This window comes from Mesorhizobium sangaii (assembly GCF_014207355.1).
GTDB lineage: Bacteria > Pseudomonadota > Alphaproteobacteria > Rhizobiales > Rhizobiaceae > Mesorhizobium > Mesorhizobium sangaii.
Window position 1 is genome coordinate 184,189 of sequence record NZ_JACHEF010000006.1, and the last position, 25,501, is coordinate 209,689.

Genomic DNA, 25,501 nt, shown 5'->3' on the forward strand with positions numbered 1-25,501 from the left:
GTTTGGAAGGGATAGGAGCCATGCTCCAGCGTGTCGCAAGGCTGTAATCGCATCGACACACGGCTCTGTCATTGTCATGCTGCGATGCACAATTATATGTCATGTTCCCTCCCACCTCGCGCGAGATCACCATGGGTTCCCTGTCTTCCAAGAATGCCCTCGTCACCGGCTCGACCAGCGGAATCGGCCTGGCAATAGCCCGCGCCTTTGCTGCTGAAGGCGCCAACGTCACCATCAACGGTCTGGGCGATGCTGTGGCAATCGAACAGGAGCGCGCCGGAATCGAGAATGATTTCGGCGTCAAGTGCCGCTACTCCGATGCCAACATGATGGATGGCGCGGCGGTGAGCGCCATGGTGCATGAGGCCGAGGCCGCGTTCGGCAGCCTCGATATCCTGGTCAACAATGCCGGCATCCAGCATGTCGCGCCGATCGAGGACTTCCCAGACGACAAATGGGAAGCCATCATCCGTATCAACCTGCTCGCCGCGTTCTATGCGATCAAGGCCGCGCTGCCCGGCATGAAGGCGCGCAAATGGGGCCGCATCATCAACACGGCTTCCGCGCACGCGCTGGTCGCTTCGCCGTTCAAGTCGGCCTATGTGTCGGCCAAGCACGGCATTGCCGGCCTGACCAAGACGGTGGCGCTGGAAGTGGCGCTTGACGGCATCACCGTCAATGCGATCGCGCCGGGCTATGTCTGGACGCCACTGGTCGAAAAGCAGATTCCCGACACGATGAAAGCGCGCGGCATGACCGAGGAACAGGTCAAGCACGACGTGCTGCTGGCGGCGCAACCGACAAAGGAGTTCGTCACCGTAGACGAGCTTGCGGCGCTGACGCTGTTCCTGTGCTCGGATTCTGCCAAGCAGATCACCGGCACGACCTTGCCGATGGACGGCGGCTGGACCGCGCAGTAGAGGATGGTCAAGGCGTTCGTTTGCCGGCTGACGTTGCCAGGCTTCAACGGGAAAGCCGCCAGCAGGAAAGCATCCCGGTCAGGTCCATGAAAGTCATCCAGATATCCGATCCGCATCTGATGACGCCGGGCGGTCTTCTGTACGGCTCCAATCCGCTCTTCAGGTCGCAAGCCTGCCTTGCCGACATCGGCGGCAACCATGCCGACGCCGATCTGGTGGTGATTTCCGGCGACCTGACCAATGACGGCGAGCGTTCCGCTTACGCCGCGCTGAGGGAAAGTCTGTCAGGGTTCGGTCCGCCCTGCCGGCTGATGCTTGGCAACCATGACGACCGGGCGCTGTTTCTCGAGATGTTCCCGCAAGCCACCACCGAGCGCGGTTTTGTCCAAAGTGTCGTCGACAGCAGCGAAGGCCGCCTGATCCTGCTCGACACGCTGGACAGCGGCCATGTCGAGGGCAAACTATGTGCAGCGCGCCTCGACTGGCTCGATGAGCGGCTGCAAGAGGGTCGCGATCGGCCGGTCTTCCTGTTCATGCACCATCCGCCGTTTCGGATCCACATCCCCGAGCTCGACCGAGTCATGCTCGCCGATGCCGATGCCTTGCATGAGGTTCTGCTGCGCCACGGCAACGTCCGCCATATCTTCGCCGGACACGTCCACCGGCTGATCGCCGGCAGCTGGCGCGGCATTCCGGTCAGCACGCTGCGCAGCACCAATCATCAGACCGCGCTCGATTTATCGCAGAGCTGGAGCCTCGGTCACGAGTCGCCGGCCTATGCCGTGATCCTGATCGATGCGGACGGGGTGATCGTGCATTTTCACGATTTCCCGGTGCCGCCGGCGCCATAGCCTGAACCGTCAAGGGGCGTGGCGAAGCGATCGTCACGACCGGTGGAGAAGCCACCCAGAATCCGGGTGTCAGGCGGCACGCAGCCATGCCAGTCTGTTGTATGCGCAGCCCGCTGCGCGCCCTCCGCTTGGTGGCTGTTTTGGGTCACGCGGAGCCTCCGCAATGGGGCGCCAAAAAGCGACTACGGTGGACATTAGTCTTGACAGAAATACAGATGTTCAATACCCGTCAGGCGATTGAACAGCCTGCATGATGGGAGGAACGAGCGGTATGGCTTCCAATGTTTCGTTGACGGGCCTTGCCCGCGATCTTGAGGAACGCGCCAGGTCGGGCAAGCCCATCCGCATCGGTCTGATCGGCTCCGGCGAGATGGGAACCGATATCGTCACCCGTGTCGCCCACATGTCCGGCATCGAGATCGGCGCCATTTCGGAACTGAACATGCCCGCCGCCAGCAAGGCGGTGGATATCGCCTTCCAGGAAACCGGCCACGCGCGCGAGGTGTCGAATGCGTCAGCGATGACGGCTGCGATGGAGGCCGGAAAGATCGCGGTCACCAACGATGCCAGCCTGGTCATCGACAATGACCTCATTGACGTGGTCATCGACGCCACCGGCGTTCCGGCCGTCGGCGCCGAGATCGGCCTGCGCGCCATGGAGCATGGCAAGCATCTGGTGATGATGAATGTCGAGGCCGACGTCACCATCGGCGCCTATCTGAAAAGCGAGGCCGACCGGCTGGGTGTCACCTATTCGCTGGGTGCCGGCGACGAGCCGTCCTCCTGCATGGAGCTGATCGAATTCGTCTCGGCGATGGGCCATCCGATCGTTGCCGCCGGCAAGGGCAAGAACAATCCACTCAACATCGACGCCACGCCCCCCGACTATGAGGAGGAGGCCAAGCGCCGGCACATGAATGTGCGCATGCTGGTCGAATTCGTCGATGGCTCCAAGACCATGGTCGAGATGGCGGCGATCGCCAATGCCACCGGGCTGGTTCCCGACAAATCCGGCATGCACGGCCCGGCGGCGACGCTTGGCGAACTGTCCAAGGTCCTGGTGCCGCAGAAGGACGGAGGCGTGCTGTCGAAGGTCGGCGTCGTCGACTACTCGATCGGCAAAGGTGTTGCGCCGGGCGTGTTTGTCGTCGCCGACATGTCGCACCCGCGCATTTCGGAGCGCATGGAAGATCTGAAGATGGGCAAGGGCCCGTATTTCACCTTCCACCGTCCCTATCATTTGACCTCGCTCGAAGTGCCGCTGACCTGCGCTCGCGTCGTGCTCTACGGCAAGGCGGACATGGTGCCGCTGGCCAAGCCGACGGCCGAAGTCTGCGCGGTGGCCAAGAAGGACATGAAGCCCGGCGAAAAGCTCGATGCGATCGGAGAATATTGCTACCGCGCCTGGATCATGACGGCGCCGGAGGCGCGTGCCGCCAAGGCTGTTCCCTGCGGCCTGCTGCAAGGCGGCTCGGTGACCCAGCCGATCAGGAAGGGCGAACTCATCACCTATGCGAATGCCGCTCCCGCGCCGGGGTCCAAGATCGCCGAATTGCGCGCCCGCCAGGACAAGCTCGTCTACGGGTCCGTGGGAGCCTGATCATGGCCGGAGCCAGCAAAGCCGTCGCCGACAATCGCGCCAACCTGCCCTTCGTCTATCGCCAGTACAGCGCCGAGCAGCTCAGGAATGTGCTCCACAAGATGTACCTCATCCGGCGCTTCGAAGAGGGCGCGGAGGAGTCCTACACGCGCGGCCTAATCCACGGCACCATGCATTTGTCGATCGGCCAGGAAGCCAGCGCCATGGGCATCTGCATGCCGCTTGCCGAGGATGACCAGATCACCTCGACGCACCGCGGCCACGGCCATTGCATCGCCAAGGGCGCCGAGGTCAAGCGCATGTTCGCCGAGTTCTTCGGCAAGACCACCGGCTACTGCAAGGGCCGTGGCGGCTCGATGCACATCGCCGATGTCGGCAAGGGCAATCTCGGCGCCAACGGCATCGTCGGCGGCGGCATCCCGATTGCCGTCGGGGCAGCACTGTCCGCCAAGATGATGAAGACCGGCAAGGTCGTGGTGTCCTTCTTCGGCGATGGCGCCAACAATGAAGGCGCCTTCCACGAGGCACTGAACATGGCCGCGGTCTGGAAGCTGCCGGTGATCTTCGTCTGCGAAAACAACGGCTACGGCATGTCAACTTCGACGGCGCGCTCGACCGCCATCAAGAACATCGCCGAGCGCGCCGCCGCCTATTCGATGCCGGGTGTCATCGTCAACGGCAACATTTTTTCGGAGGTCGCCGAGGCGTCGTACAAGGCTGTCGAGTGTGCACGCGCCGGTGAGGGGCCGACACTGATCGAATCCAAGACCTATCGCCATCGCGGCCATTCCAAGAGCGACCGCAACCGCTATCGCAGCAAGGAGGAGATCGAGGACTGGATGTCGAACCGCGATCCGATCACCCTGTTCGAGAACGAACTGCGCGAATTCGGCTTCATCGACGACAAGGGTATCGAGGCCATTCGCGACGCCGTGGCGCGGGAGATCGCAGATGGCATCGAGTTCGCCAAGGCCAGCCCGTCTCCGGATGTCTGCGACACCGGCAATTATGTCTATACGGAGCAGGCGTGATGGACGCGATGGTGCGTGAACTGAGCTACGCCCAGGCGATCCAGGAAGCCATGGCGATCGCCATGGACATGGACGAACGCGTCTTCCTGATGGGCGAGGATATCGGCGTCTATGGCGGCGCCTTCCAGGTCACGGGTGATCTGGTCGATCGGTTTGGCACCGAGCGGGTGATCGACACGCCGATTTCGGAACTGGGTGGCGCGGGCGTGGCGGTGGGCGCCGCCCTCACCGGCATGCGGCCGATCTTCGAGTTCCAGTTTTCCGATTTCGCTACACTCGCCATGGAGCAGATCGTCAACCAGGCGGCCAAGATGCGCTTCATGCTCGGCGGCGAGGTTTCGGTTCCGGTGGTGATGCGCTTTCCCGCCGGTTCCGGCACCGGTGCCGCGGCGCAGCACAGCCAGAGCCTTGAGGCGTGGCTCGGCCATGTGCCGGGGCTCAAGGTCATCCAGCCGGCGACGCCCCATGATGCCAAGGGCATGCTGCTGGCGGCGGTCGCCGATCCCGATCCCGTGATGATCTTCGAACACAAGCTGCTCTACAAGGTGAAGGGTCCGGTGCCCGAGGGCTATTACACGGTGCCGATCGGCAAGGCCGACATCCGGCGCGAGGGCCGCGACCTGACCATCGTCGCCACCTCGATCATGGTGCACAAGGCGCTCGACGCCGCGGCGGCGCTGGAAGCCGAAGGCATCGATATCGAAGTCATCGATCTCCGGACCATCCGGCCGATGGACAAGCAGACCGTCATCGACAGCGTCAAGAAGACGTCGCGGCTGATGTGCGTCTACGAAGCGGTCAAGACGCTGGGCATCGGCGCCGAGGTCAGCGCGATGGTCGCCGAGAGCGAGGCGTTCGATTACCTCGACGCGCCGATCGTGCGGCTGGGCGGCGCCGAGACGCCGATCCCCTACAATCCGGAACTTGAAAAGGCTGTTGTGCCGCAAGTTCCCGACATTATCGCTGCTGCGCGCGACCTCGTGAAAGGGGTTCGCTGATCGATGCCGACCGAAGTCATTCTTCCCAAGGTCGACATGGACATGGCGACCGGACAGATCTCGCGCTGGTTCGCCGAAGAGGGCGCCAGCGTCAAGAAGGGCGATGTGCTGTTCGAGATCGAGACCGACAAGGCGGCGATGGAAATCGACTCGCCGGCCAGCGGCACCTTACGCGATGTCACAGGCAAGGAGGGGATCGACATTCCAGTCGGCGCGGCGGTTGCCTGGATCTACGCCGATGATGAAATCTACGGGACTGCTACGAAGCAGGACAAGGCGCCAATCTCCCCCCTCGTGGGGGAGATGTCGACGAAGTCGACAGAGGGGGTTGCCTCAGAAGGCACCGCCTCTGCGCCGAGCACTGCCGAGGCGACCCCACCCGACCGGCCTTTGGCCGGCCACCCTCCCCGCGAGGGGGAGGGGAAAATGCGCGCGACACCTTTGGCTCGGCGTCTTGCCCGTGAGGCGGGACTCAACCTTTCAGCAATATCAGGCACCGGCCCGCACGGCCGGGTGGTGAAGGCCGATATCGACGCAGCGCTTTCCTCCCCCCTTGAGGGGGAGGTGTCCGCGAAGCGGACGGAGGGGGTCGCCGCAGAAGGCACTGCCCTGGCGCCGAGCACTGCCGAGATGACCCCACCCGACCGGCCTTTGGCCGGCCACCCTCCCCTCAAGGGGGAGGGGGACGTGCTGCGTCTGTTCGAGCAAGGCTCCTACGAACTGGTCCCGCATGACAACATGCGCAAGACGATCGCGCGCCGCCTGGTCGAGGCCAAGACCACCATCCCGCATTTCTACCTGACGCTCGACTGCGAACTCGACGCACTCTTGGCATTGCGCACGCAGATCAATGCGGCGGCGCCAGTGAAGAAGACCGAGAAGGGTGATGCACCGGCCTACAAGCTGTCGGTCAACGACATGGTGATCAAGGCAATGGCGCTGGCGCTGAAGGCGGTGCCGGATGCCAATGCGTCGTGGACCGAAAGCGCCATGGTCAAGCACAAGCATGCCGATGTCGGCGTTGCGGTGTCGATCCCGGGCGGCCTGATCACGCCGATCATCCGCAAGGCGGACGAAAAGACGCTGTCGACCATCTCCAACGAGATGAAGGACCTGGCCAGCCGGGCGCGCAGCCGCAAGCTGAAGCCGGAAGAGTATCAGGGCGGCACCACGGCGGTGTCCAACCTCGGCATGTTCGGCATCAAGGACTTTGCCGCCGTCATCAACCCGCCGCATGCGACAATCCTGGCGGTCGGCGCCGGCGAGGAGCGGGCGGTGGTCAAGAATGGCGAGATCAAGATCGCTACCGTGATGTCGGTGACGCTGTCGACCGACCATCGCGCCGTCGACGGAGCGCAGGGGGCCGAACTGCTTGTCGCCTTCAAACGCCTGATCGAGAACCCGATGGGCATGCTGGTCTAGGGCCGGCCGACTCACCAAAGCCTCCGGGTGCCCCGAAGGATCTCAGCCCAGGGTCGGCCATGAGGCTCGTGGAACGCCGGTTCCGCGGGCCGGTGTCGTTGTGCCGTGAGAGCATGTCGCGCGAAGCCGTTGCTTGATCGGGCGCTGTCATCCACCAGTCATATGCGCCGTGCAGGGAGGGGGGACGGGAACCGGCCAGGACGCTGGCCCGCTCATGCACAGACAAGACAGGAGGTCTCATGAAGACGCTATTCATCAAGCTGCTGGCCAGCCAGCTAGCGCTCGCGGCAACTTTGTTTGCCGGCGTGGCCGGTGCCGAAACGCTGACGCTCTATACATCCCAGCCGGAAGCCGATGCGGCCAAGACCGTGGATGCCTTCAAGAAGGCGCAGCCCGGCATCGACGTGACCATCTATCGCTCCGGGACAAGTGACATCCTGACCAAGATGGCGGCCGAATTCGCCGCCGGCAGCCCGCAGCCCGACGTGCTGTTGATCGCCGACGCGGTCAGCATGGAACTGCTGAAGAAGGACGACCGGCTGCTGCCCTATCCTCAGGCGAAGCTGGACGGCATCGAGGCCGATGCCTATGACGCCGGCAAGACTTATTTCGGCAGCAAGCTGATCACCACCGGCATCGTCTACAACACTGCGGCGGCTGAAAAGCCTGCGCATTGGGCCGATCTCGCCAAGCCGGCCTATGCCGACGGCCTAGTCATGCCGAGCCCGCTCTATTCGGGTGCGGCCGCCTACCTGCTCTCCGGCTTCGTCGGCGATACCAATTATGGCTGGGATTTCTTCCAGAAGCTGAAGACCAACAACACCATCAGCGTGCGCGGCAACGGCGCCGTGCTGAAGTCCGTGGCCAGCGGCGAGAAGCCCTATGGCATCCTGGTGGACTTCATGGCGATGAACGCCAAGAAGAAGGGCTCGCCGGTCGAATTCGTGTTCCCCAGCGAAGGCGTGCCGGCAGTGACCGAACCAGTCGCCATCATGAAGACGGCCAAGAATGTTGACGGCGCCAAGAAGTTCGTCGACTTCATTCTTTCCGACGAAGGTCAGAAGCTGGCGCTGTCGATGGGCTATCTGCCGGCGCGTGCCTCGGTCGGCCGCCCCGAATGGATGCCGGAAGGCGTCAAGGTCAAGGTGATGCCGTTCGACACCAAGGCCATCGTCGCCACCACCGACGCCGACAAGGCGAAGTTCTCGGAACTGTTCGGCGGCTGAGCCCGACAATCGCGGGCGGGATGCCGTCGAAGCGGCATCCCGGACCGCTGACAGATCCCAGGAAACGCAATCATGTCAACACGGATCAGGGAAAGTCGGGGCCAGGAAATGGCCCTGACGGCGATGGTGGCCGTCGTCATCATGCTGCTTTCCTTGCTGCCGATGCTGCGCCTCATCAAGGAGATCGTGGCACCCGGCGGCACCTTGTCCGGCATCGCCATAGAAGCCGGATTGAGAAGCCCGGCGACCTGGATCGCGACCTGGCACACGCTGGTCGTCAGCATCGGCGGCACCTTGCTTGCGGTGCTGTCGGGGACGCTGGTGGCTGTCCTAATCACACTGACCGACATACGCGGCCGCAGCGCCCTGATGCTCTGCTACGTCATGCCATTGATGATCGCACCGCAGGTGACGGCTCTGGCCTGGCTGCAACTGTTCGGTCCGGCAAGTCCGTTCCTCAAGCTGTTTGGCGCGGCACCGCCGCTCGGCACCAGAAATCCGCTCTATTCCACCTCGGGCATCATCCTGCTGCTCGGGGTGCAGTACGGCCCGCTGGTCTTCCTGCTGGTGCGCGCCGGCCTGCGCAAGCTGCCACGCGAGCTGGTCGAGGCGGCGCGCGCCGGCGGCGCCGGCTGGTTGACCGTGCTGGTCACCGTCGTGCTGCCTTTGATGACGCCGTCGATCATGGCGGCCACGGCACTGGCCTTCGTGTCCTGCGTCGGCAATTTCGGCATCCCTGCCTTTCTCGGCATTCCCGCCAATTATCTCGTGCTGCCGACGCTGATCTATCAGCGGCTGGCCGGCGGTGGTCCGGCGGTGCTCGGCGAAACCGCGTTCCTGTCGGTGTTGATCGGCATCATCGCAATGGCTGGCATTCTCGCCCAGGAGGTCATGAGCCGCCGCCGCGATTATCGCATCAGCTCGACGTCGCTGCCGGCCGAGCCCTACGAGCTCGGCCGCTGGCGGCCTGCCGTCCAGGCCGGCATGTGGCTGTTGATCGTGTCGGTGCTGTTCCTGCCATTGTTCGGGCTGGTACTGACGTCGTTGGTGCCGGGCTACGGCATTGCTCTCACCGCAAAGACAGCAACGCTCGACAATTATCGCTTTGTGCTGTTCGAGCATGACGCGGCCAGCCGCGCCTTCTTCAACAGCTTCTGGCTGTCGATTTCGGCGGCCGTCTTCGCGGTCATCGTCGCCGTGCCGATCGGCTATCTCATTGCCTGGGGCAAGCAGCGCTGGGTGCGGCTGCTCAACCTGTCGGTCGAACTGCCCTATGCCTTGCCCGGCGTCGTGCTGGCGATCGCCTCACTGCTCCTGTTCCTGCGGCCGATCCCGCTTACTGGTATCCAGCTCTACAACACCGTCTGGATCATTCTCTATGCCTACCTCGCCCGCTTCCTGGTGCTGGCGCTGCGGCCGACCATCAGCGGCTATCACCAGATCGACCGGGCGCTGGAGGAAGCGGCCCAGGTGGCCGGCGCCGGACTGTTCCTGCGCATGCGCACGATCATCTTTCCGCTGGTCGCGCCGGCGGCAATCGCCGGCGGCCTGCTGATCTTCATGACGGCGCTCAGCGAGCTCACTGTTTCGGCGCTGCTGTGGTCGTCGGGCTCGGAAACGATCGGCGTGGTGATGTTCTCCTTCGAGCAGGGTGGCGATTCCAACTACGCGGCGGCGATGTCCGTCATCACCGTGGCGGTCACCTTCGTGCTAATGCTGACGACCAATCTCCTTGCCCGACACCTTCCAAGCGGAGTGCTGCCATGGCGCGATTGACCCTGGACAATGTGACCAAGAGTTTTGCCGACTTCGACGCGGTCAGGGACGTATCGATCGATGTCGGCGACGGCGAGTTCCTGGCGGTGCTCGGCCCCTCCGGCTGCGGCAAGACGACGTTGCTGCGGCTCATCGCGGGGTTCGAGAAGGTGACGTCAGGCGAGATCCGCATCGGCAATGAGGTCATGTCGGGCAAGGGCGGCAGCGTCGCGCCGGAAAAGCGGCGCGTCGGCATCGTCTTCCAGAACTACGCGCTGTGGCCGCACATGACGGTCGCCGAGAACATCGGCTATTCGCTCAAGGTGGCAAAGCTCGACAAGGCGGCTGCGCGCCGGAAGGTCGAAGACGCGCTCGCCTTGGTCAATCTGCAGGGGCTGGGCGAACGCAGGCCGGCCAATCTCTCCGGTGGCCAGCGCCAGCGCGTGGCGCTGGCGCGCTGCCTCGTCGCCGCGCCGTCGCTGGTGCTGTTCGATGAGCCGCTCGCCAATCTGGACGTGCATCTGAGAGCCTCGATGGAGGATGAGTTCGCCGCCTTTCACAAGCGCACGGGCACCACAATCGTCTACATCACCCATGACCAGGCCGAAGCGATGGCGCTGGCCGACCGCATCGCGGTGATGGATCATGGACGCCTTGCGCAGCTGGCGACGCCGCGCCAACTCTACCGTGAGCCGGCAAATGAAATGGTGTCATCGTTCATTTCGCAAGGTATTTTGCTCCCCGCCGATGTGCTGAGCGCGGAGGAGGGCGGTCACTGCAAGGTCCGGGTTCTCGGCACCGAGCTTGTCGTTCGCTGCCGGACCGGCGAGCGGCCGCGCGCCGGCGCAAGGATCTGCTGCCGGTCAGCCGATGTCCAGGTGGTGCCGGACGGCCCCGGCCTCGATGGCCACGTCAAGCGGGTAATCTACCAGGGCGGCTCGGCGCGCATCGAATTTACGCCTTCCGCCGGCCCCGACCTCACCTTGCATTTCGAACAGCCCGATCCGGTGATGCTGGAGAGCGGCACGCAGGCGCGTCTGCGGATACGATCTGGATGGCTCATCCCGGCGGCGAGGGCGGCATAGTGATGATGCTCGACCTGCTCGGCGGCTTTGTAGAAAAGGCCGCACCGGTCTCGCCGTCAGCAGCTGCGAGTGGTCATCGATATCACCAACCTGTCAGCGGCTAAATTGCGCCAATACAGCACCTGTGCTTGAAGCGGCCGCTTTTTCATTCCACATCGGAAGGAATGAAGGACGAGACACGAGACCGGCGCCGGAATTTGTTGTGGGCCTTGCCCACATCGCTGATCCTGCACGCGCTGATCGCAGCGCTCGTGGTCTACAACGTGCCGAGGCCACCTCAACAGCCGCAGCAGGAGCAAGCGGTAAATGTCGCGCTCGTGCCTCCGCCCGAGCAACCAAAACCGAAACCTGCTCCGGTACCGCCTCCGAAGCCACCGGAACCGAAGGTTGAAAAACCACCGGAATCGAAAGCAGAAAAGGTCCTGAAGCCTGTCTTTCAGTTTGGTGACAAGGACACCGGCCCCAGGAAATCCCTGGATGGGGCCAGCGCTCAAGACAACTCGCCTTCGCCGGCCAAGGATGACGATTCGAAGCCGCCTGTCGTGCCGAAGCCTGCAGAGAACCAATCCACCATGCCGGCGGTCGCCGAGGGGCGGCCAGATTCAACCAAGGTCGGGGAGAAGCCGGTAGACGCTGCGAAGGACGCTGAGCCCCCCCAGGAGATGGATAAACAGCAGGCAGACAAACAAGAGGCGGGAGCGAACGAACCCGACAAGCAAACAGAAGCGGCGCCACCGCCTTTGGCTGCCGACGGCGGCGACGGTGAGATCGAGCTTCCCACGTCAGCCGAAGCGCCGAAGCCCAAACCCGCAAATGAACCGAAGCCCGGCCCTGCGAAGGTCTCCAAGTCCCGAAGCGAGGGCGCCGGGAGGCCAAATTCCACGGATACCGCCGCTAATGCTTCGCGGGCTTATTCGGGCCTTCCGGGGGTTCACAGGCTCTACTCGCAGGGCGCTACCGGAGATGCGCTGGCTACGAGCGCGATGGGCGGGGTGCCTCGCGAGAAGCGTATTGCCCAACTTTGCGCCAGCGCGTTGCAGCAGCAACTGCTGGACGCCTCTTATTTCCCCGACCTGATCCCAAGTGTTCCGCTGAAGGTTGGCAATGTCCTCGACGCCCCGGATGTCGCTTTTCGCGCAACGACGAAATGGTACCACCTGGGCTTCCGGTGCCAGGTCGACACCGATGCGACGAGGGTCTTGTCCTTCACCTTCCGCGTCGGACCGGCGATCCCGCCCAGCGAATGGGTCCGCCTTGGACTGCCTATTCGCTGATAGGCTAGGCCGGCACACCGAGCCCGGCCAGTTGCCGGCTAACTTCTTGCCAATCGCTGCAGATGAAATTGGCACCAGCCGCTGTCAGTCGTGCGCCGTGCTCGGCATAGGTATGGCCGCCACCGGTGTAGCCGATCGCCATCATGCCGGCGGCGACTGCGCCCTCTATGCCGAAGGGCGAATCCTCGATGACGATGCAGTCTGCCGGCTTGGCGCCCATCTTGTCCGCGGCGAACAGGAAGATGTCGGGCGCGGGCTTGCCGCGTTTGACCATCGAGGAACTGTAAATCGCATCGCCGAAAAACCCTGACAGTCCGGTCACAGTCAGGCTGTGGTTTATGCGCTCGACGGAGGATGACGAGGCGACACAGCGGTCGCCGGCAAGCGTCTCCAGAAACGCGGTGATGTCGGGAGTCGGCTTCAACTCCTGCGAAAACAGGATCTTGGTCTCGGCCCAGATGTCGCCGTCCGCCGCCGCCGGAAACTGGTGACCGGTCAAATCCCTGATCTTGGCGATGATATCGGACTGCTTCATGCCGATGCATTGGGCGATGATACCGCCGTGAACCCCAGGCATGCCATGCTTGTCATAGACGCGTTCATAGGCGCGGGCGGCCAGAGGTTCGCTGTCGACAAGAACGCCGTCGCAATCGAAAATGATAGGCCTTGATCGCGCCACGCGCTTTTCTCCCGAGTCGATTTCGCACATCGCTATCGGCAAAAAGTCAGATGTTCAATAGTGCGCATGCTTTGACAGCCGCATGCCTGGAGGCGCGAAGCCGAGGGGCAATCAAAGCCGGCGGATGGCATCGCTGGCACGCGAGGATCCGAGCGCCCGTTGCATGGCTTGCCGGGACTGCGCGCGATCGGGCGTGATCCAGTTCGGTTCGGCGCCGAGAAAGCGGTCGAGGAAAGCCACTGCGTAGGCCGGCATCTCGGTCACGTTCTCGCGATAGGACCACCATGTGCGCAGGTCATCGGCGCATTTGTCGATGCTTGGCGCACTGCCGAATTCCTGCTCGTGGATCGCCGAGATCACCGAGACGCAGTAGTTGGTGTAGAGGAACCCTTCCGGCCAGAAGCGGATGATTTCCAGCGTGCCGGCGTTCGAATCCGTTTCAATCAACTGGCTGAGGCCGGAGATTTCCCTTGCCGGCGCCTGCCTGATCAGTTCGCGCAAAACGAGGCCGGCGGCAAAGACGATGAAGTCGGCGCGGTCGACCGCGGCGAAGCCTTTCTGCGCCTCCATGACCTCGACCCAGTCGAGAAAGGCACGGGTGAGCTTGGCTTCGTCGATTTCAAAGCGCACGCCGAACGTGTCCGACACCACCTTGGCGCTGCCGCGGAAGGTGGCGCGGAACCAGCGCAACTGCCGCAACCTGTGGCGAAGGTCGGGCATGAGCGCCAGTTCGTCCCTGAAGGGCAGGTCCATGCTTCTCGTATCCTGTTCCCGGTCAGGCTAGCACAACGGCGCCGCCACCGAAATCAGTTGACGACTGTGGATGACCGCAGTGAGGCCAATATCATACATATTGACATTCGCGGAAACAAATGTTCTCACTTTGCTGTTGTCACGCGTCGGTCCAAGGTGCGGTTCAACATAGGCTTCGGGAGGAGAACCGAATGGCGATTTGGCAGTGGGGACTGCTTCTGCTGGTTATTGTGTGGGCGCTCCAATCGCTCGGCGTCTGGCTGCAGATGCGGCACTATTCGGATGTCTTCAGGGGCGTCACCGACCAGTACAAGGATGGCTTCGTCGGAGCCGGCAATTTTCGCGGTCGATTGGCCAAAGGCACCATCGCGCTGGTCGTGGTGACGCCTGACCTGGTCGTGCGCCGCCTGATGGTGATGAGCGGCCGTTCCGTGTTCACCAAGTTCAAGAGACATGAAGAATTCGAGGGCGTTCCCCTCGATCGAGTCCGGTCCAACCCTGCAATCATGGGGGAGGGGGAACCCGGTGTGGCCGAGGCCGTGAAGCGGGCGATCGAACAGATCGACAAGACACGGTCGGAGCCGGGGAAGAAGCCGGGTCTGTCCGGTTTGAACGTAGCAAGGGCTTAGAGAGGACGCCGCGCACCGACTGGGATCAACAGGCGGGCGGCATAAGGAGGAGAAATGTCTGTATTTTCGTTGTTGGCGCAGCATGCCGACATGGCCGTGCACAATCTGCATGTCGCAGGTGCCATGGTCTCTGATGCTGCATTGCATGGCAAGCTCGCGGTAGAGCATGCCTCCGATCATCTCGTTGTCCTCGCGCAGGCGGACAGCGGACCGATCACCGTCGATCAGTTCAAGGAAAAGCTGAAGGAAGTCCAGCAGGAAGAGCAACTCGGCTGGCTGACCGCCATCGGCAAGTACTTCATCGGTATCTTCCAGAAGGGCGGCGAGGTCTTCGCCGGCTTCGTCACCGGCATCATTCCGACACTGGTGGTGCTGATGACCGCCTTCTATGCAGTCACCGAACTGGTCGGCGAAGAGCGCGTGCACGGCCTGGCGCGCGGCGCCGGCAGGATCGCGCTGACCCGCTATACGCTGCTGCCGCTGCTGGCGGTGTTCTTCCTCACCAATCCGATGGCCTATACGTTCGGATCGTTCCTGGAAGAGAAGCACAAGCCCGCCTTCTATGACGCGGCCGTGTCCTATGTGCACCCGCCGCTCGGCCTGTTCCCGCACATCAATCCCGGCGAATATTTCGTCTGGGGTGGCATTCTCGTCGCGCTGCTGGAGCTGGAAAAGAAAGGCGCCGTGGTTGCCGGTTATCACGTCAAGGTGGCGATCTGGTACGCCATCGTCGGCCTCGTCGTCATCCTGCTCAAGGGCATGCTGACCGAACGCATCACCGCGATCATGGCACGCCGCCAGGGCGTGGAGCTGTAAGGGGGCGGGGAGGACATCATGGCCAAGACATACAAAGCCGTAAGGATTTCCCGGGGCAACACCGGTTGGGGTGGACCGCTGGTCATCGAGCCGACCGAGCAGCGCAGCAAGGTTGTCTCCGTGACCGGTGGTGGCATTCACCCGGTGGCGAAACTGATCGCCGAAATGACCGGCGCCGAAGCCGTCGACGGGTTCAAGGCGCCGCCGATCGAAAGCGAGATGGCGGTTGTCGTCGTCGATTGCGGAGGTACCGCGCGGTGCGGTGTCTATCCGCGCAAGCGCATCCCGACCGTCAATCTGACTCCGGTCGGCCAGTCTGGGCCGCTTGCCCAGTTCATCACCGAGGACATCTACGTTTCGGGCGTGAAGCCGGCCAACATCACAATGGCGGACGGATCCGAAGCGGTCACCACTGCCGGGGGAGCAGCATCGATGAATACAGGCAATAACAATGCGGCCGCGGCGCCGCAGCCGCTGCCGAGCGAAGGTGGTGTGATCGGTTTGATCAGTTCGATCGGCCGCGTCATGGGCCGTGTCGTTGGCATCTTCTTCAATGCCGGCCGCCGCACCATCGACCAGGTCGTTCGTAACGTGCTGCCGTTCATGGCCTTCGTGACCATGCTCATTGGTCTGATCCTCTACACCGGCATCGGCGATGTGCTGGCACAGCCGATGGGGCCGCTGGCCAACAACATCGTCGGCCTGCTGATCATCTCGGCGATCTGCGGCCTGCCGTTCCTGTCGCCCATCCTCGGGCCCGGCGCGGTCATCGCACAGGTCATCGGCGTTGCCATCATCGGTCCGCAGATCGCCAACGGCACGATTTCGCCGGCGATGGCACTGCCGGCGCTGTTTGCCTACAATACCCAGGTGGGCTGCGACTTCGTTCCTGTCGGCCTGGCGCTCGGTGAGGCCAAGCCGAAGACGATCGAAATCGGTGTTCCGGCGGTGCTCATCAGCCGCCAGATCATGGGCCCGGTTTCGGTGCTGATCGCCTGGATCGTCAGCCTGATCGTGTTCTAAAACAGTTCCAGGAAAAGTGCGCGACGGTTTTCCGTCCGGAATTCCGTCAAAACAAAGGGATAGAGCGGTTCACCGTTTCCGTGAACCGCTCTTAGGGAAGTTAGGGAATGAGGTTCGCCATATGACGGTTCTGTTGAGAACACGGGTCACTGCTATCGGACCCGAAGTGGCGGATCTTGCCGAAGGAGGCGTGGTCATCCTGTTTGCGGATGGCTCGCCGCCGGAACTCGCCGAGGTTTCCGTGCTGCACAAGACGGAGCACGGACCCAGCGACGGCGCGCCTCAAAAGGGCGCGTCGATCACCCTTGGCCCGCTTGCCGCGACGATTACCGCGGTCGGTTCCAGCGCCTGGAGCAAGGTGCTGGAAATGGGCCATGTCGTCATCTCGTTCAACGGCGCTGCCGAGGCCGAGAGGCCCGGCGAGATCTGCGCCTCGCAGGTCGATGCGGAAGCTCTCGTGGCCGCGCTCAAGACCGGCGCGATCATCACCATCGCCGCCTGACAGCATTCGCGTTACCGCCGAAGTCGGCGGTGGCGCCCAGGACCAGAGTATTTGCCATGGAACGCTCGACCATCGTCAGAGTGCATGAAGGTTTGCACGCCCGTCCCGCGACGCGGTTCGTCAAGCTCGCCAAGGGCTTCGAATCCGACGTCGAACTGGTCAAGGACGGCAAGGTGGTCAGCGCCAAGAGCTCGGTCAAGCTGATGCTGCTGGCGGTCAAGGAAAACCAGGAAGTCACCGTGCGGGCGAACGGCGCCGACGCCATCGAGGCCATCGAGGCGCTGATCGGCTATCTCGAAAATCCCAAGGCGGGCCTTGATGACGAGGACTCGCCGCCGGCCGGCAATACGGGTCAGGACGCCGCTGCCGCGTTGCCTGCTGTTGCCGGCGCAACCACCGGCTTGCGCGGCGTGGCCGCAAGCGAAGGTTTCGCCATCGGGCCGGCCTTCGCGCATTTCCCGCCTGATATCGCAGGACAAGGCCGCAGGTTGCAGGTCGAGGAGGTCGCCGGCGAGATCGACAGGTTCCGCGCCGCCGTCGCTGCCGTCCAGGCGCGCATGGACCGGGCACTGGCGCAGGACAGTCTGTCGGCCGGAGACCGTGGCATCATCGCCGCGCTCAGGGACATAGCTGCCGACGACAGCCTGACCGGTGAGTCCGAGGGCCTGATCAAGGGCGGCAACGACGCGGTTTCAGCCGTCATCACCGCCGCCTCCACCATCGCCGCCGATTTCAGCGCGGTCGATGATCACTACCTCAATGCGCGGGCGGATGATGTCCATGCGGTCGGGCGGCAGATCTGCCTCGTGCTGCTCGGGCAGGACGACATCAGCCTCGAAACCATCGCCGAAGGCGCTATCCTCATCGCCGACGACATCGGCGCCTGGGACCTGGCGCGCGCGCCGCTGAAGCGCATCGGCGGGGTCGTGTGCGGCCATGGCGGCGCCACCTCGCACATCGCCATCATCGCCCGCTCGCATGGCATTCCCGCGGTGCTCGGCCTCGGCGACCAGATCAATGCCTTGCGCACGGCGCGCGAAGTGGCCCTCGATGGCAACAGCGGCCGCGTGATCATCGACCCCGATGCGGCGACCCGCGCCGAATTCGCCGGCCGTGTCGAAGCGGCGGCGCAGGAACGCGCCGGGCTGGCCATCTTCAAGACGGTGACGCCGAAGCTGGCCGGTGGCAAGGTGATCGAGGTCGCGGCCAATATCGGCTCGCTGGAGGAAATCGAGGCAGCGCAGGAAGCCGGCGCGATGGGCGTCGGCCTGTTCCGTACCGAGCTCCTGTTCATGCGTCATATGCACCTTCCCTCGGAGGACATGCAGGCCGAGACCTATGCGGCGCTGGCCAAGGCCTTCGCACCGTACCCGGTCATTGTGCGCACGCTCGACATCGGCGGCGACAAGCCGATCGCCGGCATCGAATTTCCCGACGAGGAAAACCCCTTTCTGGGCTGGCGCGGCATCCGCATGTGCCTTGACCGGCCCGACATCTTCAAGCGCCAGCTCAGGGCGCTGCTGCGGGCGGCCGGGCACGGCAACGTCAAGGTGATGCTGCCGATGGTGGCCGACATCGGCGAGGTCAGGCAGACGCGGGTTCTGGTCGCGGAATGCGCGGCCGAGCTGAAAGCCGAAGGCGTGCCGCATGCGGCGTTCGATCTCGGCGTGATGATCGAAACCCCGGCCGCCGTGCTGATCGCCCCGGCGCTGGCCAACGAGGTGGCGTTCTTCTCGATCGGCACCAATGACCTAACCCAGTACATCATGGCCGCCGACCGGCTGAACCCGACAGTGGCCAAGCTCAACGATGTCACCAATCCGGCCGTCATGTCGGCGATCGAAATGACGGCCAAAGCCGGGGTCGCCGCAGGTATCATGGTCGGCATGTGCGGCGAAGCGGCCGGCCGTCCCGATCTCATTGCAACATTCATCAAAATGGGGCTGACCGAGCTCTCGATGAGCCCGGCCTCGATCCAGCGAGCCAAGAAGACGATCATGGCCATGGCGGCCGAAGGTGCCGCCTAACCGAGTTCTGAGTCGTTAAGGCAAATGGGCAAGCAAGGTGGCGAAGACGGGTGTCAGTTCATCGACCGGGCTCGCCTTGGCGCAGGCCTGAACGATGCGGTCATGGCGGATATCGGCTGCCAGGATCGCAATCTCCAGCATATCCGGCTCAGGCGAACTGTCCCTGCCGGTGCTTGCCAGGCCACAGGCCAGAACGAGCGGCGACAGGCAGCTGATGTCGAGCGACCGATCACCAATCGCCGGCGTTTCCGGCGTTTCGGCAAAGTGGACAGGGCGCTGGTTGAGACACTCGACCAGCAGCGCCGAACAAATGGCCGCGATCGCCGGCAGTCCAGCACCTGGTGCGACCAAGGCAGCCAGCTGATCGCCATGCCGCTTGCGCATCGTGGCATGGACGGCGGCGAAATCGGCTTCGTGGATGCGGGCATTGTCGATGTTCAGGCCGGCCAGCACCGCCTTGGTCAGATAATACATGTCGCGCCGGAAGAGACGCTCCGCGCTCAACTGGCGATCTTCGTTCCCGGCCGGGAAATAGGTGGCGAGGCCTTTTACCGTGGTGCCGTCCACCTTGATCGGGCGCTCGTGCGGGACAAAGGATTCGGCGATCGACAGTGCTTCGTCGAAGGCACTTGCAGCATGGCTGAGCAGGCCTTCGATGCCTTTGCCTGGAAATGGCGGCAGATGGCTGGTTGCTTCGCGCACGACACTGGCGTCGCCGCTGCCGTCATGGCGGCTTTGGCGAATGATTTCACGGACTTCCCGCAACCGGTCCTTCAGATTGACGCGGACATCTTCGGAGATTTGTCGGAGCATTTCCAATCGCCTCGAATTGCTGCGGATGACCGCCAACAGGAGGCAGCCGCCACTTCTAGATTGTTCCTATCGATTGGTAGATCAATAGGCGATACTAGGCCAGCATGCAGAATCGGCGACGGCGCGCTCGTCCATCGCCGTGGGGAGGGACGAATTTGGGCAGGCGACGACAGAGCGAAACCAACGACAGTCGAGGTGAAAGCCAGACGCCCGAGCAGGTTGCCAGCGAAAGTCGGACGGATCGCCTAAGGATTCGCGCCGCTTGGATGTATTTCGTCGAGCAGATGACGCAGAACGAGATCGCCGACGTGCTTGGCGTCGGCCGCGTCACCATCGTACGCATGCTGGCGGACGCCCGCTCGCGCAACGAGGTGAAAATCAGCATCGAAAGCGAATTGTCCGAAATCGTTCGGCTGGAGCGCGCGCTGGAAAAGACCTTCGGGCTGCAGCAGGCGCTGGTGGCGCCGCTTTCAGCCCCCAATGCCGACCCGACCCCGGCGATCAGCGCCAAGACCGGCAGCTTCCTGTCGGACACGATGAAATCCGGCATGCGGGTCGGCGTTGGCTGGGGCAGGACGCTGTTCTCAAGCCTGCCCTTCATCAGCGCCAAGTCGCTCACCGACTTCAAGGTCATTTCGCTGCTCGGCGGTGTCGGCGTGGTGCGTCGATTCAACCCGGCCGAGTTCGCCTGGCGCTTCGCCCAAATCTTCCAGGGCGACGGCTATCTGATCCCGACGCCGGCCGTCGTCGACAGCGTCGAGACCAAGATCGCGCTGGTCGAGCGCTGCGGCCTGCAGGAGGTTTTTGAAATGGCCAACGTGCTCGATGCGGTTCTGCTGAGCGTTGGCGGCATCGCCTCGGCCACCACCTTCTCTCGCGGCGGCTTCCTCAAGGAAGCGGATCGGGAGGCCCTGCTTGCGCGCGGCGCGGTGGGCGATCTTCTGTTCCATTTCTTCGACCGCAATGGCGATCTGGTCGACCACCCCGTCAATAGCCACGTGATGTCGGTGGATGTCGACCGGCTGCGCAAGGCGCCGATCCGCATCCTGACCTCCGGCGGCGAGGAGAAGATCGAAGCCTTGTTGGGTGCCATGACCCTGATCGCCCCGACGATCCTGATCACCGACGAGGAAAGCGCCCGGCGCATGCTCGAGGCGCATGCGGCGCAAGCCTCATAATGACGTCGGCCGGGTGATGTCGGCCGGTTGCCGGCGTCAGGGGCATCCGCTATCTGACGATCCAGGCAACTGACGCCTGAGCCAATCAAACGGAGCCTGAGCCATGACACGCGAGACAATCCTCAAATTCGGCGCTGTCGAAAAGGCCGACGCCGGCGATCTGGCCGGATGGATCGTGGTCGAAGGCAGGCCGACCATGCAAACCGCCGTCCAGCACACGACCGAGGACGGCAAGGTGATCTCGGGCACATGGCGGGCGACGCCGGGCACCTATCACGCGACCTACACCGACTACGAGTTCGTGCACATGATCGCAGGCCGCATCATCATCACCCCCGATGGCGGCGCACCGGTCGAGGTGGGCCCCGGCGACGCCTTCGTGGTGGAAGCCGATTTCAAGGGAACCTGGAAGATCATCGAACCGGTGACGAAGCATTTTGTCGTCAGGGTCGGCTGAGGCCTGTCCGCATAGGCCGTTGATGGTTGACGTCCCTGGCATATCCAGTGCGAGCAACGACAGGCATGCCGGCGCGCCATGCAGCTTTGATTATAGCGCTATTTGAGCACGGTTGAGGTGGCCTCGTCCTTCTTCGTGCGTCCGGAGCGCCGTTCCTCCAATCGTTGCAGGATGACGAAAAAGGATGGCACAAAAAGAATGGCCAGGCAGGTCGAAGCGAGCATGCCGGAAAAGACCGTGATGCCGATCGACTTCCGTGCGCTCGCACCGGCGCCGGTTGCAAACACCAGCGGCGCCACGCCGAGGATGAAGGCAAACGATGTCATTAGAATCGGCCGGAAGCGGGCACGTGCGGCCTCGATCGCCGATTCGACGATAGGTGTGCCGGCGGCACGCAGTTCGCGTGCGACCTCGACGATCAGAATCGCATTCTTGGCTGACAGCGCTATGAGCAGGATAAGGCCGATCTGGACATAGAGATTGTTGTCGATGCCAAGGCCATTGAGCACCAAGACCGGCCCCACCAGGGACAGCGGCGCGGCGAGCAGGATTGAGATCGGAGCGAGCCAGCTCTCGTATTGGCCGGCAAGGACCAGGTAGACAAGCAGCAGCGCCATTCCGAACACCAGGTAAACCTGATTGGTAACGAGCTTCTCTTGGAAAGACAGCGCAGTCCAATCGAAGCCGGTACCGGGCGGAAGGCTATCCGCTGCAATCTCCTCCATCAGCTTGATCAAATCGCCTGACGAAAAGCCTGCGGCGGGCACGCCTACGATCGACGCGGCGGGATAGAGATTGTACAGGCTGATCAGCGATGGACCGACGCTGGGTTCAATTGTCAACACGGTTCCGAGTGGGATCATGTCTCCGTTGTTGTTGCGGACGGTCAGGCGGCGGATTTCCTCCGGGGTCAACCGAAACTGGGCGTCAGCCTGCACATAGATCTGGAAGACGCGCCCGAACTTGTTGAACTGGCTGACGTAGCTGGAGCCGAGATAGCCGGCGAGCGTCTGAAATACCTGGTCAGTGGTCAGGCCGAGGGCCTGCACCTTGTCGCGGTCGATCTCGGCCTTGTACTGCGGGACGTTGGCGCGGAACGATGACGAGACACGCTGGATGCCCGACTGCGTTTCAGCCTTGCTGACGATCGCACTGACGGAGCCTTGCAGCTTCGAGAGGTCGAAACTGCCGTCGCGGAGTTCGACTTGCAGCGTGAAGCCGGCGGCGTTGCCGATGCCCTGGATTGGTGGCGGAGGAAGCACCAGTACAAGCCCGTCGGCCATGGCCGACAGATTCTTGTTGAGAGTGGCGTAGAGCGAAGCCAGGTCTTCGCTCTTGCCGCGCAGATCCCAGTCCTTGAGAATGATGTAGGCGACGCCTGCGTTGGCTAGCGTTGAATTGTTGTCGAGGGCTGAAAGCCCGGCGATGGTGACCACCGTCTCCACCCCAGGTGTTGCCTTGGCGATCTTGGAAACCTGCTGCAGCGTTTCCTGGGTGCGACCAAGTGAGGCGCCGTCAGGCAGCTGGACCGCCGCGAGCAGATAACCCTGGTCTTCGATTGGGATGAAACCGGTAGCGACGCGCGACATGCCGTAGCCGGCCGCGCCGATGATCATGAGTGCGACCACACCCGTTACGGCGCTATGACGCACCATCCCTCCGATCAACCGGACGTAGGCATTCTCGGCACGCTGGTAGACCGCATTGAAGCCGCGCGCGAAGACATTGCGCTGGTCAGGTGGCACGGGACGCCTAAGCCATGTCGCGCATTGCGTTGGCTTCAATGTCGCGGCGTTGACGGCGCTGATCAGCGCGGTCGCCGCGATCACGAGCGCGAATTGCGCGTACATCCGGCCGGTAAGGCCGGGAAGGAAGGCCGCCGGCAAGAACACCGCCAGCAGCACTAGCGTGATGCCGATGATCGGCGCGAACAATGTCTTCATGGCGGCAATGGCGGCGTCGTGGCTCGACATGCCGCGTTCCATGTTGTGGGCGGCTCCCTCGACCACGACTATGGCGTCATCGACGACGATGCCTATGGCGAGCACGATGGCGAACAGGGTGGAAAGGTTGACTGAGAAGCCGAGCGCCGCCATCGCCGCGAACGCGCCTATGATGGTGACCGGTACGGTAGTGGCCGGAACCAGCATCGCCCGCCAATCCTGCAGGAAGACGAGGATGACGATCAGAACCAGCACCGCCGCCTCAAACAGCGTCTTGTAGACCTCGTTGATCGCCTGGCTGACGAAATTGGTCGTGTTGAACGGTATCGCGTAAGCTATGCCTTGCGGGAAGGTACGCGCCAATTCCTCCATCCTGGACGCGACCCTCTTGGCCACATCGAGCGCGTTCGCGCCGGGTGCCAGGAAGATGGCCATGCCGGCGGCCTGCTGACCGTCGAGGTTGAAGAACTGTCCGTAGGTCTGCGCACCGAGTTCAACCCGCCCGACATCGCGAACACGCGTCATATCGCCATTGGCGCCTGTCTTGACCACAACGGCGCCGAACTGGTCGGGATCGTCAAGGCGGCTGGACACTTCGATCGAATATTGGAAGGACTGGTCGTCCGGCGCCGGCGGGGCGCCGATCTGACCTGCTGTGACCTGTTCGCTCTGCTGTTGAAGTGCTTGAACGACATCTTGCGTGGTCAAGCCGCGCGCCAGCATCTTTTCGGGATCGAGCCAGACCCGCATGGAATATTGACCAGCGCCGAATACGCTGACATTGCCGACGCCAGGCAACCGCGAGATTTCGTCCTTAAGACTGATAGTCGCGTAGTTGCTGAGATAGAGGCTGTCATATTTTCCGTCAGGCGAAGTCAACGTCACGATCTCGAGGATGGAGGTCGACTTCTTCTGCACGTTGACGCCCTGCACCTGCACTGATTGGGGCAGCCCGGCCATGGCGGCAGAGACCCGGTTCTGAACAAGCACCTGAGCCAGGTCCAGATCTGTACCGATGGCAAAAGTGACGGTCAGGTTGTAGCTGCCGTCCGAGGCAGCGAAGGACTGCATGTAGAGCATGTTCTCGACGCCATTGACTTGCTGCTCGATCGGCAGGGCGACGGTGTCGATGACCGTGCGCGCGCTGGCGCCCGGATAACGGGTGGTTACCGAAACGGTCGGTGGAACCACATCGGGATACTGCGCTACCGGCAACGCAAAGAGCGAGACGATGCCAACGACGACGATAAGGACGGCAATGACATTCGCCAAAACGGGTCGTTCGATGAAGAATTTGGAGATCATTGGCCAGCACCATTGGCCGGAGTTTGCTGGAGGGTCTTCACCGTCGGTTCGATCTTCTGGCCGGGCAGGGCCGTCAGCAAGCCAGATATGACGACGCGGTCTTCCGCTGTCAGGCCGGAGGTAATGACGCGCAACTCGCCGACCTGTTGGCCAATCTCGACGCCGCGTTGCTCGATTGTGTCGTCCTTTCCGGCGACAAGCACATAGCGGCCGCTCTGGTCGCTGCTGATTGCACGATCCGGTACGAGCAGCATGTCCGGCTGTTCGCCGAGCGGGATGCGCAGTCGGACGAAATAGCCGGGCAGCAGCGCCTTGTCCTTGTTTTCCAAAACGGCGCGAACCAGTAGCGTGCCCGTCGAGGAAGATACCGCCGGCGCTGCATAGTCGAGCGTTCCTTTGTGCGGATATCCACTCTCGGTCTGCAGGCCGACATCCACCGGTATCTTCTTGAGATTCTGCATCGTCAGACCACGCCTGGCCATTTCAGCCCGGATCCGCTGCACGTCCTGCTCACTGACATTGAAATTGATGTATATCGGATCCATCTGGACGATCGTTGCGAGGTCGGAAGTGCTGGCAGTGCCAACGAACTGCCCGACCGATACCTGGCGGGCGGTGACGATGCCGTCGAACGGTGCCTTGACTTCGGTGTAGCTCAGGTTGAGCTGGGCCTGCTTGACGTCAACGGCGTTCTGCTGCTGCTTGGCCACGTCGACCGCAGCGGCAGCGGCAGCCTGGTCCGCCGTGGACGCCGAAATTACCTTCTGCGCGAGCAATTCCTGTTGCCGCTTCAGATCGGCGCTGGACTGTTTGACTGAGGCATCTGCCGAAGTCTGTCCAGCCTGGGCCTGTTCAAGTGCCAACTGGTAAGGTTCAGGCTCGATAAGGAACAGTCGGCTGCCCGCCTTGACGCTGTCGCCGTCCTTGTAGTCTATTTCCTGTATGAAGCCCGCTACCCGGGCAACCAATGGCGTCGAATTGACGGCGGCCGTGTTCCCCGTCGCATTGAGATAGGGCGTTACCGTCTGCTTGAGCGGTAGCGCCACGTCAACCTTGGGCGGCGGCGGCGGAACATAGGAATTTTGCTTGTTGCAGGCTGAAAGCAACGCCGTCGCCGTAAGCAAGGTTACGGTCAGCGCAATGCGCGATACCAAAAGCATTTGACCCCCCTCAACACTTCACGGTATTTTGATTGAATGTTAGCTATTTTGGAG

At 62.8% G+C, this 25,501-nt stretch carries 22 protein-coding genes; 17 read left to right on the plus strand and 5 right to left on the minus strand.

Annotated elements, in window-relative coordinates:
- Positions 1-131 precede the first annotated feature (131 nt).
- The 10 genes from HNQ71_RS26430 to HNQ71_RS26475 all read left to right on the plus strand — a co-directional run bounded on the left by HNQ71_RS26430 (position 132) and on the right by HNQ71_RS26475 (position 12,162).
- A complete protein-coding gene (locus HNQ71_RS26430; protein WP_184875928.1) occupies positions 132-920 on the plus strand; it encodes a 3-hydroxybutyrate dehydrogenase in 789 nt (262 codons plus the stop codon).
- 86 nt (positions 921-1,006) lie between these two features.
- The gene (locus HNQ71_RS26435; protein WP_184875930.1) at positions 1,007-1,771 is read left to right on the plus strand and encodes a phosphodiesterase; all 765 of its coding nucleotides are present in this window, start codon (positions 1,007-1,009) and stop codon (positions 1,769-1,771) included.
- Between the two features lie 271 nt (positions 1,772-2,042).
- Positions 2,043-3,371, plus strand: a complete 1,329-nt coding sequence (locus tag HNQ71_RS26440) for an NAD(P)H-dependent oxidoreductase (protein ID WP_184875932.1) — start codon at positions 2,043-2,045, stop codon at positions 3,369-3,371.
- 2 nt (positions 3,372-3,373) lie between these two features.
- Positions 3,374-4,402 carry a thiamine pyrophosphate-dependent dehydrogenase E1 component subunit alpha gene (locus tag HNQ71_RS26445; RefSeq protein WP_184875934.1) on the plus strand — a complete coding sequence of 343 codons (1,029 nt, stop codon included), beginning with the start codon at positions 3,374-3,376 and terminating at the stop codon, positions 4,400-4,402.
- Positions 4,402-5,400 (plus strand): alpha-ketoacid dehydrogenase subunit beta, encoded by a 999-nt coding sequence (locus tag HNQ71_RS26450; RefSeq protein ID WP_184875936.1) that lies wholly within the window; start codon positions 4,402-4,404, stop codon positions 5,398-5,400. Before HNQ71_RS26445 ends, HNQ71_RS26450 begins: the two co-directional genes overlap by 1 nt.
- A gap of 3 nt (positions 5,401-5,403) precedes the next feature.
- Entirely contained in the window at positions 5,404-6,822 is a 1,419-nt protein-coding gene (locus tag HNQ71_RS26455) for a pyruvate dehydrogenase complex dihydrolipoamide acetyltransferase (RefSeq protein ID WP_184875938.1), read from the plus strand.
- A 239-nt stretch (positions 6,823-7,061) separates the two neighbouring features.
- On the plus strand, positions 7,062-8,048 hold the full coding sequence (locus HNQ71_RS26460) for an ABC transporter substrate-binding protein (RefSeq protein WP_184875940.1): 987 nt from the start codon (positions 7,062-7,064) through the stop codon (positions 8,046-8,048).
- A 72-nt stretch (positions 8,049-8,120) separates the two neighbouring features.
- Positions 8,121-9,824: an ABC transporter permease gene (locus HNQ71_RS26465; RefSeq protein ID WP_184875942.1), complete on the plus strand. Its 1,704-nt coding sequence runs from the start codon at positions 8,121-8,123 to the stop codon at positions 9,822-9,824.
- A complete protein-coding gene (locus HNQ71_RS26470) occupies positions 9,812-10,888 on the plus strand; it encodes an ABC transporter ATP-binding protein (RefSeq protein ID WP_184875944.1) in 1,077 nt (358 codons plus the stop codon). Before HNQ71_RS26465 ends, HNQ71_RS26470 begins: the two co-directional genes overlap by 13 nt.
- A 164-nt stretch (positions 10,889-11,052) precedes the next feature.
- On the plus strand, positions 11,053-12,162 hold the full coding sequence (locus HNQ71_RS26475) for a DUF930 domain-containing protein (RefSeq protein ID WP_184876349.1): 1,110 nt from the start codon (positions 11,053-11,055) through the stop codon (positions 12,160-12,162).
- Between the two features lie 4 nt (positions 12,163-12,166).
- On the opposite strand, the gene HNQ71_RS26480 is transcribed toward HNQ71_RS26475, so the two are convergent.
- Positions 12,167-12,841, minus strand: a complete 675-nt coding sequence (locus HNQ71_RS26480) for an HAD-IA family hydrolase (protein WP_184875946.1) — start codon at positions 12,839-12,841, stop codon at positions 12,167-12,169.
- A gap of 111 nt (positions 12,842-12,952) precedes the next feature.
- The gene (locus HNQ71_RS26485; protein ID WP_184875948.1) at positions 12,953-13,594 is read right to left on the minus strand and encodes a hypothetical protein; all 642 of its coding nucleotides are present in this window, start codon (positions 13,592-13,594) and stop codon (positions 12,953-12,955) included.
- Positions 13,595-13,785: 191 nt separating this feature from the next.
- On the opposite strand from HNQ71_RS26485, the gene HNQ71_RS26490 reads away from it, so the two are divergent.
- The 5 genes from HNQ71_RS26490 to ptsP all read left to right on the plus strand — a co-directional run bounded on the left by HNQ71_RS26490 (position 13,786) and on the right by ptsP (position 18,591).
- Entirely contained in the window at positions 13,786-14,223 is a 438-nt protein-coding gene (locus HNQ71_RS26490; protein ID WP_184875950.1) for a transcriptional regulator GutM, read from the plus strand.
- Positions 14,224-14,277: 54 nt separating this feature from the next.
- Positions 14,278-15,039, plus strand: a complete 762-nt coding sequence (srlA, locus tag HNQ71_RS26495; RefSeq protein WP_013892733.1) for a PTS glucitol/sorbitol transporter subunit IIC — start codon at positions 14,278-14,280, stop codon at positions 15,037-15,039.
- Positions 15,040-15,057: 18 nt separating this feature from the next.
- Positions 15,058-16,062 (plus strand): PTS glucitol/sorbitol transporter subunit IIB, encoded by a 1,005-nt coding sequence (srlE, locus tag HNQ71_RS26500; protein ID WP_184875952.1) that lies wholly within the window; start codon positions 15,058-15,060, stop codon positions 16,060-16,062.
- Between the two features lie 121 nt (positions 16,063-16,183).
- A complete protein-coding gene (locus HNQ71_RS26505; protein WP_184875954.1) occupies positions 16,184-16,564 on the plus strand; it encodes a PTS glucitol/sorbitol transporter subunit IIA in 381 nt (126 codons plus the stop codon).
- Positions 16,565-16,620: 56 nt separating this feature from the next.
- A complete protein-coding gene (ptsP, locus tag HNQ71_RS26510) occupies positions 16,621-18,591 on the plus strand; it encodes a phosphoenolpyruvate--protein phosphotransferase (RefSeq protein WP_184875956.1) in 1,971 nt (656 codons plus the stop codon).
- A gap of 15 nt (positions 18,592-18,606) precedes the next feature.
- Here the strand turns inward: ptsP and HNQ71_RS26515 are convergent, their stop codons facing one another.
- Entirely contained in the window at positions 18,607-19,404 is a 798-nt protein-coding gene (locus tag HNQ71_RS26515) for a hypothetical protein (protein WP_184875958.1), read from the minus strand.
- 155 nt (positions 19,405-19,559) lie between these two features.
- On the opposite strand from HNQ71_RS26515, the gene HNQ71_RS26520 reads away from it, so the two are divergent.
- A complete protein-coding gene (locus HNQ71_RS26520) occupies positions 19,560-20,582 on the plus strand; it encodes a sugar-binding transcriptional regulator (RefSeq protein ID WP_246462139.1) in 1,023 nt (340 codons plus the stop codon).
- Between the two features lie 103 nt (positions 20,583-20,685).
- Entirely contained in the window at positions 20,686-21,039 is a 354-nt protein-coding gene (locus HNQ71_RS26525) for a cupin domain-containing protein (protein WP_184875962.1), read from the plus strand.
- Positions 21,040-21,137: 98 nt separating this feature from the next.
- On the opposite strand, the gene HNQ71_RS26530 is transcribed toward HNQ71_RS26525, so the two are convergent.
- Positions 21,138-24,287 (minus strand): efflux RND transporter permease subunit, encoded by a 3,150-nt coding sequence (locus HNQ71_RS26530; RefSeq protein WP_184875964.1) that lies wholly within the window; start codon positions 24,285-24,287, stop codon positions 21,138-21,140.
- Positions 24,284-25,447 carry an efflux RND transporter periplasmic adaptor subunit gene (locus HNQ71_RS26535; RefSeq protein ID WP_184875966.1) on the minus strand — a complete coding sequence of 388 codons (1,164 nt, stop codon included), beginning with the start codon at positions 25,445-25,447 and terminating at the stop codon, positions 24,284-24,286. The genes HNQ71_RS26530 and HNQ71_RS26535 overlap by 4 nt, the downstream gene beginning before the upstream one ends.
- Positions 25,448-25,501: the final 54 nt, after the last annotated feature.